The following is a 17,081-nucleotide window of genomic DNA, read 5'->3' as shown; positions in this document are numbered from 1 at the left end:
ACCCGGCCCACGCGGGGGCGGGCCGGGGCGCGGGAGCGGGTCAGGGCTGGACGGGGCGGGGGTCGTAGCGGACGAAGTGGCGGCGGAAGGTGCCGGCACCCGCGGTCAGCGCACGTAGCTCGATCGCGTAGCGCAGCAGCGCCGTGGCGGGCACCTCGGCGCGGACCAGGGTTCGCCCCTCGACCTGCGGGTCGGGCTCGGTGCCGAGGACCCGGCCGCGCCGGCCGGACAGGTCGCCCAGCACCGCGCCCACGTTGCCGTCGGGCACCCGTACGGTCACCTCGTCGATCGGCTCCAGCAGGGTGGGCCGGCCGCGTTCCGCGGCGTCGCGCAGCGCCAGCGCCCCGGCGGCCTGGAACGCCGCGTCGGAGGAGTCGACGCTGTGCGCCTTGCCGTCGACCAGGGTCACCCGCAGGTCCACCACCGGGTGCCCGGCGACCAGGCCGCGTTCGAGCTGGGCGCGTACCCCCTTCTCCACCGACGGGATGTAGCTGTGCGGCACCGCGCCGCCGACCACCCGGTCGACGAACTCGAAGCCGGCGCCGCGCGGCAGCGGCTCCACCTCGATGTCGCAGACCGCGTACTGGCCGTGCCCGCCGGACTGCTTCACGTGCCGACCGTGCCCGGTGGCCGGTACCGTCAGGGTCTCCCGCAGCGCCACCTTCACCGGCTCGGTGTCCAGTTCCACGCCGCCGGTGCGCAGCCGGTCCAGGACCACGTCGGCGTGTGCCTCGCCCATGCACCAGAGCACCAGTTGGTGGGTCTGCGGGTTGCGCTCCAGGCGCAGCGTCGGGTCGCCGGCCACCAACCGGGCCAGGTTGCGGGCCAGGGCGTCCTCGTCCGCGCGGGACTTCGCCACGACCGCCACCGGCAGCAGTGGTTCCGGCATCTCCCACGGGGCGATCAGCAGCGGGTCGTCCTTGGCGGAGATGGTGTCGCCGGTCTCCGCGCTGCCGGACTTGGTGATCGCGCAGATGTCGCCGGCCACGGCGACACCGACCTCGCGCAGGGTGGCGCCGAGCGGGCTGTACAGGTGGGCGATCCGCTCGTCGGCGTCGTGGTCGGGATGGCCCCGGTCGGCCAGCCCGTGCCCGCAGATGTGCACCGTCTGGTCGGGGCGCAGCGTGCCGGAGAACACCCGGACCACGCAGACCCGGCCGACGTGCCGGTCGACGGTGGTCTTGACCACCTCGGCGACCAGCGGGCCGTCCGGGTCGCAGCTCAGCGGCGGGCGCGGGGAACCGTCCACGCCGGTGACCGCGGGCAGCGCGTGTTCCGGCGGCGACGGGAAGCCGGCGGTGAGCACCTCCAGCAGCGTGTCGATGCCGACGCCGGTCGTCGCGCAGACCGGCACCACCGGGTAGAAGTGGCCCCGGGCGACGGCCTTCTCCAGGTCCTCGATCAGGAGGTCGGCGTCGATCTCCTCGCCACCGAGGTACCGGTCCATCAGGGTCTCGTCCTCGCTCTCGGCGATGATCCCCTCGATCAGCTCGTCGCGGGACTCCGCGATGGCCGGCAGGTGTTCCGGGTCGGGCTGGCGTACCTGGGCCGGCAGGCCGGCGGTGTAGTCGAAGACCCGCCGCGTGATCAGCCCGAGCAGCCCGACGGTGGACACCCCGTCGTCGCCGAGCATCGGCAGGTAGAGCGGCAGGACGTTGTCGCCGAAGACCCGCTGGCACAGCGCGACGGCCTCGTCGAAGTCGGCGCGGGGATGGTCCAGCCGGGCCACGGCGACCGCCCGGGGCATGTCGACGGCGGCGCACTCCTCCCACAAGGCGGCGGTGGCGGCGTCCATCCCGTCCACGGCGGAGACCACGAACAGCGCGGCGTCGGCGGCCCGCAGGCCGGCCCGCAACTCGCCGACGAAGTCGGCGTAGCCGGGCGTGTCCAGCAGGTTGACCTTGATCCCGTCGTGCAGCAGCGGCGCACAGGTCAGCGAGACCGACCGTTGCTGGCGTACGGCCGCCGGGTCGTGGTCGCCGACGGTGTCGCCGTCGGCGATCGAACCGGCCCGGTGGATCGTGCCGGTCGCCGCCAGCAGCGCCTCGACCAGGGTCGTCTTGCCCGCGCCGGAATGCCCGACCAGCACCACGTTGCGGATCTTCGCGGGGTCGGTCACCGTCGGTGCCCCGACGGCCCCTCTGTCCTGACTTCTCTGCGCCATCGGGCGCACCTCCCTCAGCCGGTGGTGGTGGCGACCGCCGCGCGCGACGGGATGCGGCCCGAGCGGGGTGCTGCGGCGATATCCTCCGGTGGATCGCTGCGAACCGGGCAGTCAACGGGCAGTTGGGTGAGCTGCGTCACCTCTCCACCCGATCTCACACCCGATTCCGCGGCGGCACAACCCTCCCCGCGCGGACCGGCGGTGTCGCCCGCGCAGGACCGACCGTTATCGTGGGACCGCCATGGCGAAGATCTTCCAAGTGTCGGCCCGCGCGGGGATGACCCGCGTCGTCGAGCCGATCGCCCGCAGCCTGCTGCGCGCGGGCGTGTCCCCCAACGCGGTCACCGTCGCGGGCACCCTCGGGGTGCTCGTCGGCGCGCTCGGCTTCGGCGCCCGCGGCCACCTGGTCGCCGGTGCGCTGATCGTGACGGTCTTCGCGCTCACCGATCTGCTCGACGGGACGATGGCCCGGATGAGCGGCGGCTCCACCCGGTTCGGCGCGTTCCTCGACTCGAGCATGGACCGGGTCGCCGACAGCGCGGTGTTCGGTGCGGTCGCGTTCTACCTTGCCGGCGAGGGCGACCGCGCGGGCATGGCGGCCGCGTTGATCTGCCTGGCCGTCGGTGGGCTCGTCTCGTACGTCAAGGCCCGCGCCGAGGGGCTCGGGATGACCGCCAACGTCGGCGTCGCCGAACGCACCGAACGGCTGTTGATCGTCGGTGTCGGTGGCCTGCTCGCCGCCCTGGTCCACCCGGCGGCACTGCCGATCGCCCTGTGGCTGCTGGCCGCGGTGTCGCTGTTCACCGTGGGACAGCGGATGCGACACGTGTACCGGCAGGCACAGCTGGTCGACGTGCCGGGCGGCCAGGGGTGAAGGGCACACACCTCCGGTGAACCTCACCGAACTCGGGTTCGTCGCCGGTTGGCGGCTGGTTCGCGCGCTGCCCCGACCGGTCGCCGCCGCGGCGTTCCGCACGGTGGCGGACCGGGCGCACCGGCGCCGGGGTGCCGGTGCCAGTCGGCTGCGCGCCAACCTGCGCCGGGTGGTCGGCCCGGAACTGTCCGAGCCGGAGTTGGACGAGCTGGTCCGGGCGGGCCTGCGCTCGTACGCCCGGTACTGGATGGAGGCGTTCCGGCTGCCGTCGCTGAGCCGGGAACAGATCCTGGCCGAGTTCCGGCTGGACGGTGCGGAACTGCTCGCCGCCGACGTGGCGGCCGGTCGGGGCGCCGTGGTGGCGTTGCCGCACGGCGGCAACTGGGACATGGCCGGCGCCTGGGTGGTGGCCAACGAGTGGCCGTTGTCCACCGTCATGGAGCGGCTCAAGCCGGAGGGCGTCTACGAGCGGTTCGTGGCCTTCCGGGAGAGCCTGGGCATGGAGATCCTGCCCACCACCGGCGGTACGCGACCGCCGCTGGACGTGCTGACCGAACGCCTCACCGCCGGTGCGGTGGTGCCGCTGCTCGCCGACCGGGATCTGTCCGCCCGCGGGGTGGAGGTCGACTTCTTCGACGGTCGGACCCGGATGCCGGCCGGTCCGGCCCTGCTGGCCCTGCGCACCGGAGCCCCCCTGTACGTGGCCTCGATGTGGTACGAACCGGATGCGGCGTGCGCCTCGATCGAGGGCCCGCTGCCGGTCCCGGGCCCCGCGGAGGGCACCCTGGACGCCCGGGTACGGTCGCTGACCCAGCTGATCGCCGACGGTCTCGCGGCGGGCATCGCCCGGCATCCGCAAGACTGGCACATGTTGCAGCGGATGTGGCTGGACTGAGGGGGACGGGCGCAATGCGGATCGGCATCGTCTGCCCGTACTCCTTCGATGTGCCGGGCGGGGTACAGAACCACGTCATGGACCTCGCCGAGGCGCTGATCGGGCTCGGACACGAGGTGAGCGTCCTCGCCCCGGCGGACGAGGACTCGACGCTGCCGTCGTACGTGGTGCCCGCCGGCCGGTCGGTGCCGCTGCCGTACAACGGCTCGGTGGCCCGCATCGCGTTCGGGCCGGTCTCCACCGCCCGGGTCCGCCGGTGGATCACCCGAGGCGACTTCGACGTGCTGCACGTGCACGAACCGCTGGCGCTGAGCCTGTCCATGCTCGCCGTGCTCTCCGCGCGGGGCCCGGTGGTGGCGACCTTCCACACCGCGATGACCCGATCCCGGGTGCTCGCCGCCGCCCAGGGCGCGCTCCAGATCGTGCTGGAACGGATCACCGCCCGCATCGCGGTCAGCGCGCTGGCCCGCAAGGTGCAGGTCGAGCACCTCGACGGCGGCGCGGTGGAGATCCCCAACGGCGTCGCGGTGGCCAAGTTCGCCGGTGTCGAACCGCTGCCCGGCTGGCCGGGGGAGTGCGCGCCGGGCGCCGGTGGCACGCTCGGCTTCCTGGGCCGGTTCACCGAACCCCGCAAGGGCTTCCCGATCCTGCGGGACGCCTTCGTCGAGCTGGCCCGGCAACGGCCGGGGCTGCGCCTGCTGGTCGCCGGCCCCGGCGATCCGGACGACCTGTACGACCGGTTTCCCACCGACGTTCGGGACCGGGTCACCTTCCTCGGTCTGGTCTCCGAGGAGGAGAAGGCGCGGATGCTGCGCAGCGTGCACCTGTACGTGGCACCGAACACCGGCGGCGAGTCGTTCGGCATGATCCTCACCGAGGCGCTGGCCGCCGGCACCACGGTGGTCGCCAGCGACCTGGACGCCTTCCGCCGGGTGCTCGACGGCGGCCGGGCCGGGCGACTGTTTCCCACCGGCGACGCGCTGGTGCTGCGTGACCGGCTGGCCGAGCTGCTCGACGACCCGGCCCAGCGGGCGGAGCTGACCGCCTGCGGTGACCAGGTGGTGGCGAACTTCGACTGGCCCGTGGTTGCCCGGCGCGTTCTGGAGGTATACGCAGCGGCGATCGAGGCGACCGACGGGCGGGTGATCGACCAGGAGTGGGTGGGGTCGGACTGATCGGGAGGATTGGGAGCAGCACTACGATGCCGGGCATGTGGTGGGTGGTGGGCGCGACGGTGGTCGTCGCCCTGGTGGCGACGTACCTGATCTGGACCGCCGGTCGGGTCGAGCGGCTACAGGCCCGCGCGCAGCTCGCCGCCCGCGCCCTCGACGCCCACCTGCTGCGCCGGGCCGCCGCCGCGGCGGTGCTGGCCGAACGCCGCTACGGCGTGGAGTTGTACGCGGCGGCGCGGATCGCGCTGGACGCCGAGCCGGAGGAGCGGGAGGCGGCCGAGAACGACCTGACCCGGCAGCTGCGGGCGGTCCAGCTCGATCCCACCGATCCGGACTGCGACGCGGTGATCGCGGCGAGCCGCCGGCTGGCCCTGGCCCGGCAGGTGCACACCGACCTGGTACGCGACGCCCGAAGCGCGCGGAGCCGACCGCTGGTACGCCTGTTCCGGATGGGACGGGGGCACACCTGGCCGCGGTACTTCGACATCGACGACCCGACCCTCACCGTCCCGGTCGCCGACGTCCCCAGCAGGTGAGGCCGCCGCCCGCGGGCGTGACGGAGGCCACAGAGCAGGCCACCTCGGGGCTGATTGGCTGTCGGAGCGGCGTTGCGCCGGTCGTAGCATTTCCGCTGCCACCGCCCACCCGCCGCAAGGAGCGATGACCCGTGTCCGACCCGACTTCCCCGAACGCCGCCAGCACCAGCCCGGTCGTCGGCACCGCCCGCGTGAAGCGGGGGATGGCCGAGATGCTCAAGGGCGGTGTGATCATGGACGTGGTCACCCCCGAGCAAGCCAAGATCGCCGAGGACGCGGGTGCGGTCGCGGTGATGGCGTTGGAACGGGTACCCGCCGACATCCGCGCCCAGGGCGGGGTGTCCCGGATGAGCGACCCGGACATGATCGACGGCATCATCGAGGCGGTCTCCATCCCGGTGATGGCCAAGGCGCGCATCGGCCACTTCGTCGAGGCGCAGGTCCTCCAGGCGCTCGGCGTGGACTACGTCGACGAGTCGGAGGTGCTGACCCCGGCCGACTACGCCAACCACATCGACAAGTGGGCGTTCACCGTGCCGTTCGTCTGCGGCGCCACCAACCTGGGTGAGGCGCTGCGCCGGATCACCGAGGGGGCGGCGATGATCCGCTCCAAGGGTGAGGCGGGCACCGGGGACGTCTCGAACGCCACCACCCACATGCGCCGGATCCGGCAGGAGATCCGCCGGCTGCAGAACCTGCCGGCCGACGAGCTGTACGTCGCGGCCAAGGAGTTGCAGGCGCCGTACGAGCTGGTCAAGGAGGTCGCCGAGGCCGGCAAGCTGCCGGTGGTGCTGTTCACCGCCGGCGGCATCGCCACCCCGGCCGACGCGGCGATGATGATGCAGCTGGGCGCGGAGGGCGTCTTCGTCGGCTCCGGCATCTTCAAGTCCGGCAACCCGGCGCAGCGGGCCGCCGCGATCGTCAAGGCGACCACCTTCCACGACGACCCGGACGTGCTGGCCAAGGTCTCCCGGGGTCTCGGTGAGGCGATGGTCGGCATCAACGTCGACGACATCCCCGTGCCGCACCGCCTGGCCGAGCGCGGCTGGTGAGCGGAGCAGCGCGCGGGCCGGCACCGGTGATCGGTGTGCTCGCCCTGCAGGGCGACGTACGCGAACATCTCACCGCCCTGACCGGTGCGGGCGCGCAGGCCCGCCCGGTCCGCCGGCGGGCGGAGCTGGACGCGGTCGACGGCCTGGTCATCCCGGGCGGCGAGTCCACCACGATCAGCAAGCTCGTCGACATCTTCGAGCTGCGCGAGCCGATCGACAAGCGGATCGCCGCGGGCATGCCGGTCTACGGCTCCTGCGCCGGCATGATCATGCTGGCCGGTGAGGTCCTGGACGGCCGGCCCGACCAGCGCGGTTTCGACGGCATCGAGATGACGGTGCGGCGTAACGCGTTCGGCCGGCAGGTCGACTCGTTCGAGGCGCCGGTGGAGATCGTCGGCGTCGACGGCCCGGCGCTGCACGCGGTCTTCATCCGGGCGCCCTGGGTCGAGCGGGTCGGTGCCGGCGTCGAGGTGCTGGGCACGGTGACCGACGGTCCGGCCGCCGGACGGATCGTGGCGGTGCGCCAGGGCAACCTGCTGGCCACCTCGTTCCACCCGGAACTCACCGGCGACCTGCGGCTGCACCGCTACTTCGTGGACCTGACCCGCGCCGTCGCCTGACCTCCGACCGCGTCGGGTCGACCTACGAGGGCACGCGGGCGAGGTGGGGCGTGGGCGACGCGGTCGGCACCGGGTCGCGTTCGCCGTGGGCCGCCGGGGGCAGCACCAGCAGCAGTACGATCAGTAGCCACGCCACCGTGGTGACCCGGTTGCCGGTCAGGGTCGGCAGCCCCAGCGAGCCGCCGATCAGCACGATGAGCACGCCGGCGCCGAGCCGCACCGCCGTGGGCTCGGCCCAGCTGCGGGTACGCAGCCAGCAGACCACCAGGACGGCCATGATGGCGGCCTGCAGCGCGATCCCGAACACGCCGGCCATCACCAGCGCCTCCAGCCACGAGCTGTCGTAGGGGACGCGGATGCCGCCGATGCCGAAACCGAGCCACGGCGAGTGCGTGAGCACGAGGTCGGCGGCCTCGGCGAGGGTGGACTGTTCGCCGAGGCGGGAGGCGGTGTAGTAGGACAGGATGGTGCCGCTGCGATCCTGCGGGTTGAGCCATCCGTCGAGCAGCACTCCGCCGATCTGCGATCGTTGCTGGCGGGCCTGGTAGTCGAAGACGACGAGCACACCGGCCAGGGCGAGGACGGAGCCGGTCCGGCTTCGCCACGACGCGCCGCGCCAGGTCTGCCAGAGCGCGACCGGCAGCCCGATCAACAGGAAGATCTTCGATGCGGTGAGCAGCCCGCCGACGGTGAGCGTGAGGCCGGTCGCGGCGAGCAGCAGCGGCCGGCGCCACAGCAGGTACACCGCGGCGAGCAGCCCGAGGGAGTACATCACCCCGCCCTCGGCGGGTTGGTTGAAGATGCCGGAGTAGCGGCCCATGGTCGCCGCGCTCTCGGCGGTGCTTAACCCGCCGTCGTTGGTCCAGAAGTGCGGCAGCAACTCGTTCAGTGTGTTCGACCCGACCAGCGTCAGGTAGGCGATCACCGTGTTCAGGCAGAGCAGGACGACCAGTGTCGTCGCCGCGACGCGGACGAGTCGGGTGCGGTCGGTGGCCTCGACGGCGAGGAGGTACCCGGCGACGAGTACGACGAGCGGGAGCAGCAGGTTGTCCAGGCCCGCCCACGACCCGACGGCCTGGTAGCCGACGCCGGCGAGGGGCTCGCCGAGGGCGGCGAGCCCGGCGAGTCCGACGTACGCCCCGCTCAGGGCGGCGAGCAGGGTGACCAGGGGAGGGGCGTGGGCGAGCTGGTGGGCGCGGAAGAGCACGGCCAGTGCGGCGACGAGGAGGACGGCGAGCTGCTCGGTGCGTACGCCGGCGACGACGTACGGGCCGAAGGTGGCGAGGACGAGGAGGAACACCGCGATCTCGGCGATTCGTCGGCCCGCGGCGGGCTGGTGTGTGTTGAGGGGCATGTCGCCTCCGTGCATCCCGTTCCGCCCTCAATGATGCTAATTACGCCGTTTATAGCAGTCTTGTCCTAGTTGTCGGTCGGGTTTCGTGTTCCGCCGCCGAGGCGGCAGGTTCCGTACGGCCCGCCCGGCACGCACGCGACGTGCGGCGGGTGACGACCGCCCGCCGTACGTCGGTAGGATTGTCGAGATTCGGCAGGGCCATCTGGCCGCCACGGCTTCCACCAGAGCTGACCGGCACCACCGTGTGCGCCGGGTGCGGAGCGGGGCGTGCGCGGTGCGGTCGATGCAGACGGCGGGTAGCAACGGAGGTAACAGATGTCCGGCCACTCAAAGTGGGCGACGACCAAGCACAAGAAGGCGGTCATCGACGCCAAGCGCGGCAAGATGTTCGCCAAGCTGATCAAGAATGTCGAGGTGGCGGCGCGCACCGGCGGTGGCGACCCCGCCGGCAACCCGACCCTCTACGACGCCATCCAGAAGGCCAAGAAGAACTCGGTACCCAACGACAACATCGACCGCGCGGTCAAGCGCGGTTCCGGCCTGGAGGCCGGTGGCGCCGACTACCAGACGATCATGTACGAGGGGTACGGCCCGAACGGCGTCGCGCTGCTCATCGAGTGCCTGACCGACAACCGCAACCGCGCCGCCACCGAGGTGCGTACCGCGCTGACCCGCAACGGCGGCTCGTTCGCCGACGCCGGTTCGGTGTCGTACATGTTCTCCCGCAAGGGCGTGGTGATCGTGCCGAAGGCCGGCACCACCGAGGACGACGTGATGCTGGCCGTCCTCGACGCGGGCGCCGAGGAGGTCAACGACCTCGACGAGGCGTTCGAGGTGGTCTCCGAGCCGGGTGACCTGCTGGCCGTACGGACCGCGTTGCAGGACGCCGGCATCGAGTACGAGTCGGCCGAGTCCTCCCTGATCCCCAGCGTCAACGTGCCGCTGGACGAGGAGGGCGCGCGCAAGGTCTTCAAGCTGATCGACGTGCTGGAGGACTGCGACGACGTGCAGAACGTCTACGCCAACTTCGACGTCTCCGACGAGATCATGGCCGCGGTCGGCTGACGAGCGCGATTCGCCTGCTGGACGGCTACCCCTCCCGGACCCTGCCCTCCGGGAGGGGTGGCTCGTGGTCGGACCGACCCTGGCGGCCCGTGGTCGGGTCGTCACCTGCGGCCCGGTGCGCCGGGGCCAGCGCGGCTCAGCTGATCGCCGGGGCCAGCGCGGCTCAGCTGATCGCCGGGGCCGATGCGGGTGCGCCTACTCCCTGCGCAGCGCCTGGCTGAGCGCGGCGACGAGCGAGAAGCCGAGCACCCACCCGATGATGATCATGAGCCAGGTCCAGAAGAGAAGCGGCGTACCCCAAGGCTTGCTGGCGTCCGGTATCCACTTGTCGATCTGATACAGGTTGATCGCCGGTATCAGTAGTTGGAGCGAGTAGGCGGCCGGATTGAAGCACGGATAGTTCGCCGGGCAGTGCGTGGCGTCGGCGTGCCCGTCGTCGGTCTTCGCCGCCACGGGTTCCATCAGATCGTGGTGCTCCGCCGTGTGATAGAAGATCACGTTCAAGATGGCGAACGGGAGGGCGATCAAGATTGGCTGGTAGAGGCGGTAGCCGTACCTGACGGTCAACCACATGAAGACGTTCCACGCCTTCGAGTGCGGCCGGAGCTTGTCCCGCTTGCGCAGCTGCTTCAAGCCGGCGACCGCCACTTCGCGATCTGCTACATCTTTGCCCGCGTCTCGGTAGATCCGGCTGAGTTGCTGGTACGGCTGGCGTGAGTAGCTCTTCATGTGTTCGAGAATCTGGATGCGCTGTTCGTACCCGAGGTTGCTCTCCAGGCTCTGATAGGTGAGGCCCTCCAGCTCGACGCGATTGCCCGCCGGATAGCCCATCTCGCTGTCGTTGAGCCGAGTCACGTTGGCGTATCGCAGATCCACGATCTGGGTGGGTTTCTCGGCCGGCAGCAGGATGAGCGATCCGCCCACGCGTAGTCCGTACGCGTCGAGGGACTTCTCGCCGACCCCACTCAGATGGCCTCCGCTCAGGTTTACGTCCCGGCTGACGTCCGCGTTGCGCAGCGACACCTCGCCGGTCGCCCGGAAGCCGTTGGTGAGCAGCACGTCGCCGCGCCCGACCAGACCGGTCAGGTCGAGCGCGGTGCGTCCCAGTGCCTGGAAGACGCCACCGGTGCAGTCGAGTTGCCGACCCACGGTGGCCCGGGCCAGGCGGACTTCGCCCACCGCCCGAAAGCCGCCGTCGAGCATGACGTTTCCGTCGGTGGTCAGGCCGCTCGCGTCGATCGCGACGTCGGCCTCGTGGTGGAACAGTCCGTCGGTGCAGACGACCGCCTCGGCGACGCTGGCACCGGACAGCGAGACCTGGCCGTTGGCGGTGAAGCCCTGTTCGAGATCGGGATCCTTGTCGAGGTAAACGCTGCCGCGACAGATCAGGCCGGTGGCGTCCAGGGCGCTGCCGGACGGGTTGTCGAAGTGGCCGCCGGTGCAGGTGAGCTGCCGCTCCAACCTTGCGCCGACCAGCCGCACGGCGCCGTGTGCCGCGAAGCCCTGGTCGATAAAGACGTCCGTGGCGGTCAGGCGTTCCGCCTCGATCGCCACCCCGCCGCGGCCGTCGAACCTGCCCCCGCTACAGCTCAGCTCACCTTCGATCTGGGCGCCGACCAGGCGAACGGTGCCGGTGGCGTGCAGGTCTTGATCGAGGTAGCAGCCGATGTCGACCCGCAGCGAGTCGGCGCGTAACGCCAGCCCGTTGGGGTTGTCCAGGGTGCCGTTGCGGAACGAGACAAGTTCGGCCCGCGCCCAGCAGAGTCGGACCTCCCCCTCGGAGTGGAACCCTTCGTCGCAGCGCAGCTCTCGGCCCACGTGCACCCAACTGGCGTTGATGGCCAGCGCGGAGCCGTTGCTGAACCGGCCGCCACGGCAGTCGAGATCGGCCGCGACGTAGCTGGAGTCCAGGGTGACGCCGCCGGTCACCTGCACGTGGTCGAGGAACAACCCGCCCTCGATGACCATGTCGGGACCGTGGAACGCCGGACAGTTGGTTCGCTGCTTCAGCTGGCTGCGGCTGAATCTCAGGTCGTGCTCGAGGTGGGCGCCGGCGAAGTCGGCTTCCGTGATCTCGCAGTCGACCACGCTGATGGCCTTGCAGCCGTGGAGTTGGTCGGCGATCAGGCCGTTGATCACGCAGTCGACGAAGTCGAGCGTCTCGTCGCAGACGGTGCCGGACAGGTCGACGCCACCGTCGAACCGGCAGTTGCGGAACGAGATCGGGTGTTTGAGCCGGCAGCGGGACAGGTCGAGGCGACCTGCGATCCGGACGTTCTCCAGCCATATCCGTTCCTTGAGCCGGTCCTCACCCGCCCCGCAGCAGTTGCGGACGAGATCGGCGATCAACTTGCCGGTGGCGTCGGTCTGCTCACCTTGAGCGAGTTGGTCGAGTACGACGCGCTCGTGTCTGTCGGGTGGGCGGCCGAGGCGATCGGGCCAGTCCGTCGGGCACACGCCATTCCTCCTGGGACTACCGGACCGGCCCGGCCGGAACCTCGGCCAGTCGGCTCGTCGGCAGGATAACCACAGCCCGGCGCCGTGCGGAGGCAATCGCTGACCCGCTCACCCCGTCGCTTCACGGCTCGTGGCACTTGCTAAAGACTTCTTTCTAAAGCATCCTCTAGCGTATGCCGGACGAGGTGCCCGGGCGTACTGGGAAGGTCACCGATCCGCGTGCCCTGCGGGCGTACGCGCACCCACTGCGGATGCGGCTGATCGGGCTGCTGCGCAGCGAGGGACCGATGACCGCCACCCAGGCCGCCGCCCGGCTCGACGACAACGTGCCGAACTGCTCGTTCCACCTGCGACAACTGGCCAAGTACGGGTTCGCCGAACGGGTCGCCGGGGCGGACGGCCGGGAACGACCCTGGCGGGCCACCACGCCGTTCACCTCCTGGGACGACGACTCCGACGACCCCGCCATGAAGGCCGCCGCGGACGAACTCAACGCGCTGATGCTCGCCGTCTTCGTCCGGCGCGCCCAGGACTACCTCGCGGTCCGCGCCGACGAGCCCACCGAGTGGCGGGTCGCCGCCGGCTTCGGCGACACCCTGCTGCACGTCACCGCCAGCGAGTTGCGCGAGCTGACCGGCACGATCGACGCGCTGCTGGCCCGGTACGACGAGCGGATCACCGACCCGGCGAAACGCCCGCCCGGATCTCGCCCGGTGATGATGGTCCAGCTGGTGCTGCCCCGAGGAGTCGTACCCCCCGACGACCGGCGGGCGGGCTCCGACCGTGACTGAACCCCTCGTCCTGGCCGACCCGGCACCGCCGCGCCGGCCGCGCGTCCCCCGGCTGCTGCGCCAGCCCGCCTTCCGTCGCTACTGGTCCGCGCAGACCGTCTCGCTCTTCGGCGACCAGGTCACCATGCTCGCCGTGCCGCTGCTCGCCCTGCTCGCGGTCGGTGCCGGCCCCGCCGAGATGGGCTACCTGACCGCCGCCTCGCTGCTGCCCAACCTGTTCTTCTCGCTGCCGGCCGGTGCCTGGGTGGACCGGCACCCGCGCCGACGCCAGGTAATGATCGTCACCGACCTGGGCCGGGCGGTGCTGCTGCTGGCCGTACCGCTGCTGTGGTGGACCGGCGCGCTGAACCTGCCGCTGCTCTGCGTCGTGGCCTTCCTGATCGGGATCCTCTCGGTCTTCTTCGAGGTGGCGCACGCCAGCCTGTTCGCCACGCTGGTGCAGCGGCCCGACTACGTGGACGCCAACAGCCTGGTCAACGGCAGCCGAGCCATGTCGCACGTCGCCGGCCCGAGCATCGGCGGCCTGCTCGTGCAGGTCCTCACCGCCCCGGTCGCCCTGCTGTCCGGCGTGTTCACCTACCTGGCGTCGGCGCTGTTCCTGGCCCGGACCAGGGTCACCGAGCGTCCCGTACCCGCCGGCCCCGGGCTGGGCATGGCCGCGGGCGTCCGGTACGTGGCCCGCTCCGCGCTGCTGCGGGCCACCCTGCTCGGCACCACCACGGTCAACCTGTTCAACTTCATGTTCGCCGCGCTCTTCGTGCTGTACGTGACCACCGAGCTGGGTGTCTCCCCGGGCGTACTGGGCCTGGTCATCGGGGCCGGCGCGTTCGGCGGCCTGCTCGGCGCGGCGGTCACCGGCCCGGTCAGTCGCCGGATCGGCATCGGCCCCGCCGTCCTGCTGGGCTTCGTGGTCTTCCCGGCCCCGCTGATCCTGGTGCCGCTGGCCATGGGGCCACCACCACTGGTGCTCGGGCTGCTGTTCGCCGCCGAGTTCGTCTCCGCGCTGGGCGTCATGGTCCTCGACATCGCGGTCGGGTCGGTGCAGATCGCGGCCACGCCGGTGGCGATGCTCGCCGTGGTCTCCGGGTTCCGGCGCACCGTCAACCACGGCATCCGACCGATCGGCGCGCTGATCGGCGGGACGCTCGGCGCCGCGATCGGGGTACGTCCCGCTCTCTGGATCGCCAGCGTCGGCGCCCTGCTCGGAGTGTGCTGGGTCGCCTCCTCCCCGCTGCGCACCATGCGTACCCTGCCCGAGGGCTGAGGCCCGGTCGGGCGGCCAGGGGAACAGGCCGGCAGGCGGGGGCCGGCGGCCCTGCTCGACGCGCTCCACGTCCCTGCCGGGCCAGCCCCGGGCCCGGGCGTCGGCCCGCCGCTGGGCCGCCTTCCGTACCTCGGTGAATCCTGCTCCTCAAGTCGGTGGGCGTCGAACTCGTGCCGGCCCGGGGCGGTGTCGCGGCGGGTGACCCGGCTGCCGCCAGGATCGTGGGGCCGCCCAGGCCAGGAAGCGGTCGAACAGCTCGCCGGGGGTCGGTGGCGGCCCCTCGGCCGACCGCAGCAGGTCGCCGGTGGCGTCGAACAACTGGCCGGCGAGGTAGACGGAGAGACCGACCCGGTCGAGGTCGTACTCGACGCGCAGCAGCATCCGGGCCGCCGGGCACGGCCACTGCCGGGAGCACGCCCGACACGTCCACCCGGGCCGCTCGGGCAGGTGCTGGTGCACCGGGTGCAGCCGGCTCAGCGGCTCGCGCCCGGCAGGCGACGGATCCAGCGCGCTCATGCCCGATATGGTGACCCGAGGGGTTGACCCAAGTCAAGGAGCTAGGGCAACTGTCTACCGTCCGCCTTATGGAGCTGGTGGGTTCGCATGAGATTCGCATCATGCTGGGCGGCATCAGCAAGCAGCGCGTCTACGTCATCACCAGCAATCGCAACTTCCCCGAGCCGGTCGCCGATCTGATGCAGGGCAAGGTGTGGCGGAAGTCGGATGTGGAGGCCTGGATCAGGCAGCATCGGCCGGAGTTGACGCAGGACTGACGGCGCGGTCGGGGGATCGATGACGGGGGCGGGGCGGTTCGCCGCCGGATGCTCCAGCGTCCCGGTGAGGCGCACTCGATCGACGTGTTCTGGTCGGGCCCGCGGCGCGCCTTCGCCGGCTGGTACTTCAACCTCCAGGACCCGTTCCGGCGTACCCCGATCGGGGTGGACACCCCCGCCCTGCTCGACGCGGGGGAGCGCTGGTGGGACGAGTCCTTGGCGGCCTGGCGCCCGGACCCGGCGTGGCCGGTGCCGAGGCTGCCGGCCGGCTGGGCGGAGCTGCGGTGGCCGACGGTCGCCCGCTCAGTGGACGAACTGGTACCTGCGGCGCCGGGCGCGCCGGTAGGCGACGACCATCACCACACCGGCGACGGTGGCGACGGCGCCGCTGATCATGATGATCATCGGTAGTTGTTCGGAGAAGGTCGTCGGCAACCCCCAGGAGCCGTGTTGCTCCGGGAAGGTGATCTCCGCGGTGACCTCCCGGTGGATCCGCCCGCTCTCCACCCGCAGCCGGGCCTGCCACGGGCCGTTGGGCAGCTCCCGGTCGAGTACCACCTCAAGATGGGCGGTGTCGCCGGGGAGCAGGGTGGTGCCGAGCCGGGCGGCGAACGGGCCGGCGGCCAGCCCGCCCGGGCCGTCGGAGAGCCACAGCTTGCCGGTCAGGTCGAGGGCGCGTTCGCCGGTGTTGCGGACCCTGGCCCGTACCACCGGGTCGCCCTGCTCGGTGCGGCCCGGCACCAGGTTCTCGATCCGGAAGTCCGACGGCGGCTCGCCGCCCCGGCCGACGTCGAGATACACCCGGATACCGACCTGGTTGACTTTGCGTACGGTCATCGTCGAGTCGCGGCGCTCGGCGGCGCCGACGGTCGCCCAGATCGTGCCGTAGCGCTCGCCCCGGGTGGCCGACGGCGGCACGGCGATGGTGGCCAGGACGGTCGTGGTGCTCTGCGGCGCGGCCACGATGGTCGGCTCGTCGAAGGTGATCCACTCGGGTAGTTCGTTGGCGTCAGGCTCCGGCGCCGGCACGAACTCGTGGTTCTTGATCTCGGACGCGGCCACCCCGAGAGCGATCCGGTGCGGGGTGTCGGAGGAGTTGTTGACCTCGATCCGCCGGGTCATCCAGGTGCCCGGTTTGACGTGGTCGACGATGTAGACCTGCGCGCGCGGGTCGTCCCGTCGGTCCACCGACGCCTCGGCGAGGCGGATCCCGATGCTGCCGGACGCCCGCGGGGGCGGGCTCTGGGTCAGGGTGGGGCTCGGGCTGGGGCTGCGGTCCCGATCGGCGGCGTGCGCAGGGGCGCCGATCACGACGCTGGTCGCCAGGATGGCGAGCGCCGCGACCGGCACACCCCACGAACGGGTTGTCGCTGAGGCCATCAGGCTCAGGAGACGCTGTGCGTGACGGTGCCGGTGAACGGTCCGGCGATCGTCGCGAGCGGGATCGAGACGGTGAGCAGCGGATCCCAGAGCGCCGTGTTGTTACCGGTGCCGGTGGTGTCGTGGCTGTAGGCGGTCACGGTGCCGCCGAGCGCCGCACCGCTGGGCGGCGGGGGCGCGGTGCACGGGCCCGCCTGTCCGGGGGTGAAGAGGCCGGTACCGGTGGTGGTGCCGGTGCCGGAGCAGTAGTAGACGTCGTCATTGGGGATCGACTCCCCCGGGCCGAAGACAGGGCCCGGGCCGGTGGTGAAGTCGGTGCTGCTGACGGTCGTGGTCCAGCCGACCCCCGCCTCGGCCCGGAGGTCCTCGACCAGGATGTCGCCGAGTTGGCCGTAGGCGTACCCGCCGGGCGCGCCGTTGTTGGTGAGGGTCACGTCGTCCGGCACGGTGATCTGCAACGCCCCGGCGGTCACCTCGAAGGTCACGTCGGTCGTGCAGCCGATGCCCTCCAGACAGGTGTCGGCCTGCGCGGGCGCCCCGACCAACAGGGAGCCCATCAGCCCTGCGGCACCCACCAGGGCCGCGGTGGTCAGTCTCAGCTTCATTCAGTACCTCCTCGATAGGTGTTGCGTTCCATCAGGAGGCTAGGGTTCTGGTGGCGATCTGACCGTTATGCGGCCATTC

At 71.6% G+C, this 17,081-nt stretch carries 17 protein-coding genes; 10 read left to right on the top strand and 7 right to left on the bottom strand.

The window, feature by feature from the left end:
- Positions 1 to 40 precede the first annotated feature (40 nt).
- Both D2L64_RS14870 and D2L64_RS28280 read right to left on the bottom strand, forming a co-directional pair.
- On the bottom strand, positions 41 to 2,164 hold the full coding sequence (locus D2L64_RS14870) for an elongation factor G-like protein EF-G2 (protein WP_119576741.1): 2,124 nt from the start codon (positions 2,162 to 2,164) through the stop codon (positions 41 to 43).
- A 14-nt stretch (positions 2,165 to 2,178) separates the two neighbouring features.
- Complete coding sequence (locus D2L64_RS28280; protein ID WP_267898673.1) at positions 2,179 to 2,304, bottom strand: hypothetical protein; 126 nt, start codon at positions 2,302 to 2,304, stop codon at positions 2,179 to 2,181.
- A 101-nt stretch (positions 2,305 to 2,405) separates the two neighbouring features.
- Here D2L64_RS28280 and pgsA point away from each other — a divergent pair, with 101 nt between their 5' ends.
- From pgsA to pdxT, 6 genes are all read left to right on the top strand, one after another.
- Positions 2,406 to 3,038, top strand: a complete 633-nt coding sequence (gene pgsA, locus D2L64_RS14865) for a phosphatidylinositol phosphate synthase (RefSeq protein ID WP_119576738.1) — start codon at positions 2,406 to 2,408, stop codon at positions 3,036 to 3,038.
- Between the two features lie 16 nt (positions 3,039 to 3,054).
- On the top strand, positions 3,055 to 3,933 hold the full coding sequence (locus D2L64_RS14860) for a phosphatidylinositol mannoside acyltransferase (RefSeq protein ID WP_119576735.1): 879 nt from the start codon (positions 3,055 to 3,057) through the stop codon (positions 3,931 to 3,933).
- A gap of 14 nt (positions 3,934 to 3,947) precedes the next feature.
- Positions 3,948 to 5,108, top strand: coding sequence for a glycosyltransferase family 4 protein (locus tag D2L64_RS14855; RefSeq protein WP_119576731.1), 1,161 nt, complete (start codon positions 3,948 to 3,950; stop codon positions 5,106 to 5,108).
- Positions 5,109 to 5,134: 26 nt separating this feature from the next.
- Positions 5,135 to 5,641: a hypothetical protein gene (locus tag D2L64_RS14850; RefSeq protein WP_119576728.1), complete on the top strand. Its 507-nt coding sequence runs from the start codon at positions 5,135 to 5,137 to the stop codon at positions 5,639 to 5,641.
- 131 nt (positions 5,642 to 5,772) lie between these two features.
- The gene (gene pdxS, locus D2L64_RS14845; RefSeq protein ID WP_119576725.1) at positions 5,773 to 6,693 is read left to right on the top strand and encodes a pyridoxal 5'-phosphate synthase lyase subunit PdxS; all 921 of its coding nucleotides are present in this window, start codon (positions 5,773 to 5,775) and stop codon (positions 6,691 to 6,693) included.
- Entirely contained in the window at positions 6,690 to 7,313 is a 624-nt protein-coding gene (gene pdxT, locus D2L64_RS14840) for a pyridoxal 5'-phosphate synthase glutaminase subunit PdxT (RefSeq protein WP_119576722.1), read from the top strand. Before pdxS ends, pdxT begins: the two co-directional genes overlap by 4 nt.
- A 22-nt stretch (positions 7,314 to 7,335) precedes the next feature.
- Here the strand turns inward: pdxT and D2L64_RS14835 are convergent, their stop codons facing one another.
- Positions 7,336 to 8,667: a hypothetical protein gene (locus tag D2L64_RS14835; protein WP_119576719.1), complete on the bottom strand. Its 1,332-nt coding sequence runs from the start codon at positions 8,665 to 8,667 to the stop codon at positions 7,336 to 7,338.
- 315 nt (positions 8,668 to 8,982) lie between these two features.
- Here D2L64_RS14835 and D2L64_RS14830 point away from each other — a divergent pair, with 315 nt between their 5' ends.
- Entirely contained in the window at positions 8,983 to 9,732 is a 750-nt protein-coding gene (locus tag D2L64_RS14830; RefSeq protein WP_119576716.1) for a YebC/PmpR family DNA-binding transcriptional regulator, read from the top strand.
- 195 nt (positions 9,733 to 9,927) lie between these two features.
- Here the strand turns inward: D2L64_RS14830 and D2L64_RS14825 are convergent, their stop codons facing one another.
- On the bottom strand, positions 9,928 to 12,189 hold the full coding sequence (locus D2L64_RS14825) for a pentapeptide repeat-containing protein (RefSeq protein ID WP_158603504.1): 2,262 nt from the start codon (positions 12,187 to 12,189) through the stop codon (positions 9,928 to 9,930).
- Positions 12,190 to 12,362: 173 nt separating this feature from the next.
- Here D2L64_RS14825 and D2L64_RS14820 point away from each other — a divergent pair, with 173 nt between their 5' ends.
- Both D2L64_RS14820 and D2L64_RS14815 read left to right on the top strand, forming a co-directional pair.
- On the top strand, positions 12,363 to 12,980 hold the full coding sequence (locus D2L64_RS14820; RefSeq protein ID WP_119576710.1) for a winged helix-turn-helix domain-containing protein: 618 nt from the start codon (positions 12,363 to 12,365) through the stop codon (positions 12,978 to 12,980).
- The gene (locus D2L64_RS14815) at positions 12,973 to 14,244 is read left to right on the top strand and encodes an MFS transporter (RefSeq protein ID WP_119576707.1); all 1,272 of its coding nucleotides are present in this window, start codon (positions 12,973 to 12,975) and stop codon (positions 14,242 to 14,244) included. The genes D2L64_RS14820 and D2L64_RS14815 overlap by 8 nt, the downstream gene beginning before the upstream one ends.
- 147 nt (positions 14,245 to 14,391) lie before the next feature.
- Here the strand turns inward: D2L64_RS14815 and D2L64_RS14810 are convergent, their stop codons facing one another.
- Positions 14,392 to 14,760 (bottom strand): hypothetical protein, encoded by a 369-nt coding sequence (locus D2L64_RS14810; RefSeq protein ID WP_233558956.1) that lies wholly within the window; start codon positions 14,758 to 14,760, stop codon positions 14,392 to 14,394.
- A 68-nt stretch (positions 14,761 to 14,828) separates the two neighbouring features.
- Between D2L64_RS14810 and D2L64_RS14805 the strand changes: the two genes are divergently transcribed.
- Complete coding sequence (locus tag D2L64_RS14805) at positions 14,829 to 15,017, top strand: hypothetical protein (RefSeq protein ID WP_119576704.1); 189 nt, start codon at positions 14,829 to 14,831, stop codon at positions 15,015 to 15,017.
- Positions 15,018 to 15,320: 303 nt separating this feature from the next.
- Here D2L64_RS14805 and D2L64_RS14795 read toward each other — a convergent pair whose 3' ends face one another.
- The gene (locus D2L64_RS14795) at positions 15,321 to 16,397 is read right to left on the bottom strand and encodes a hypothetical protein (protein WP_147376243.1); all 1,077 of its coding nucleotides are present in this window, start codon (positions 16,395 to 16,397) and stop codon (positions 15,321 to 15,323) included.
- Positions 16,398 to 16,402: 5 nt separating this feature from the next.
- Entirely contained in the window at positions 16,403 to 17,002 is a 600-nt protein-coding gene (locus D2L64_RS14790; RefSeq protein WP_119576698.1) for a hypothetical protein, read from the bottom strand.
- Between the last annotated feature and the right edge of the window lie 79 nt (positions 17,003 to 17,081).

It is taken from the genome of Micromonospora radicis, from assembly GCF_003583405.1.
Taxonomy (GTDB): Bacteria; Actinomycetota; Actinomycetes; order Mycobacteriales; family Micromonosporaceae; genus Micromonospora; species Micromonospora radicis.
The sequence above is the reverse complement of the archived record's forward strand: the minus strand, read 5'-3'. Positions and strand labels throughout refer to the sequence as shown.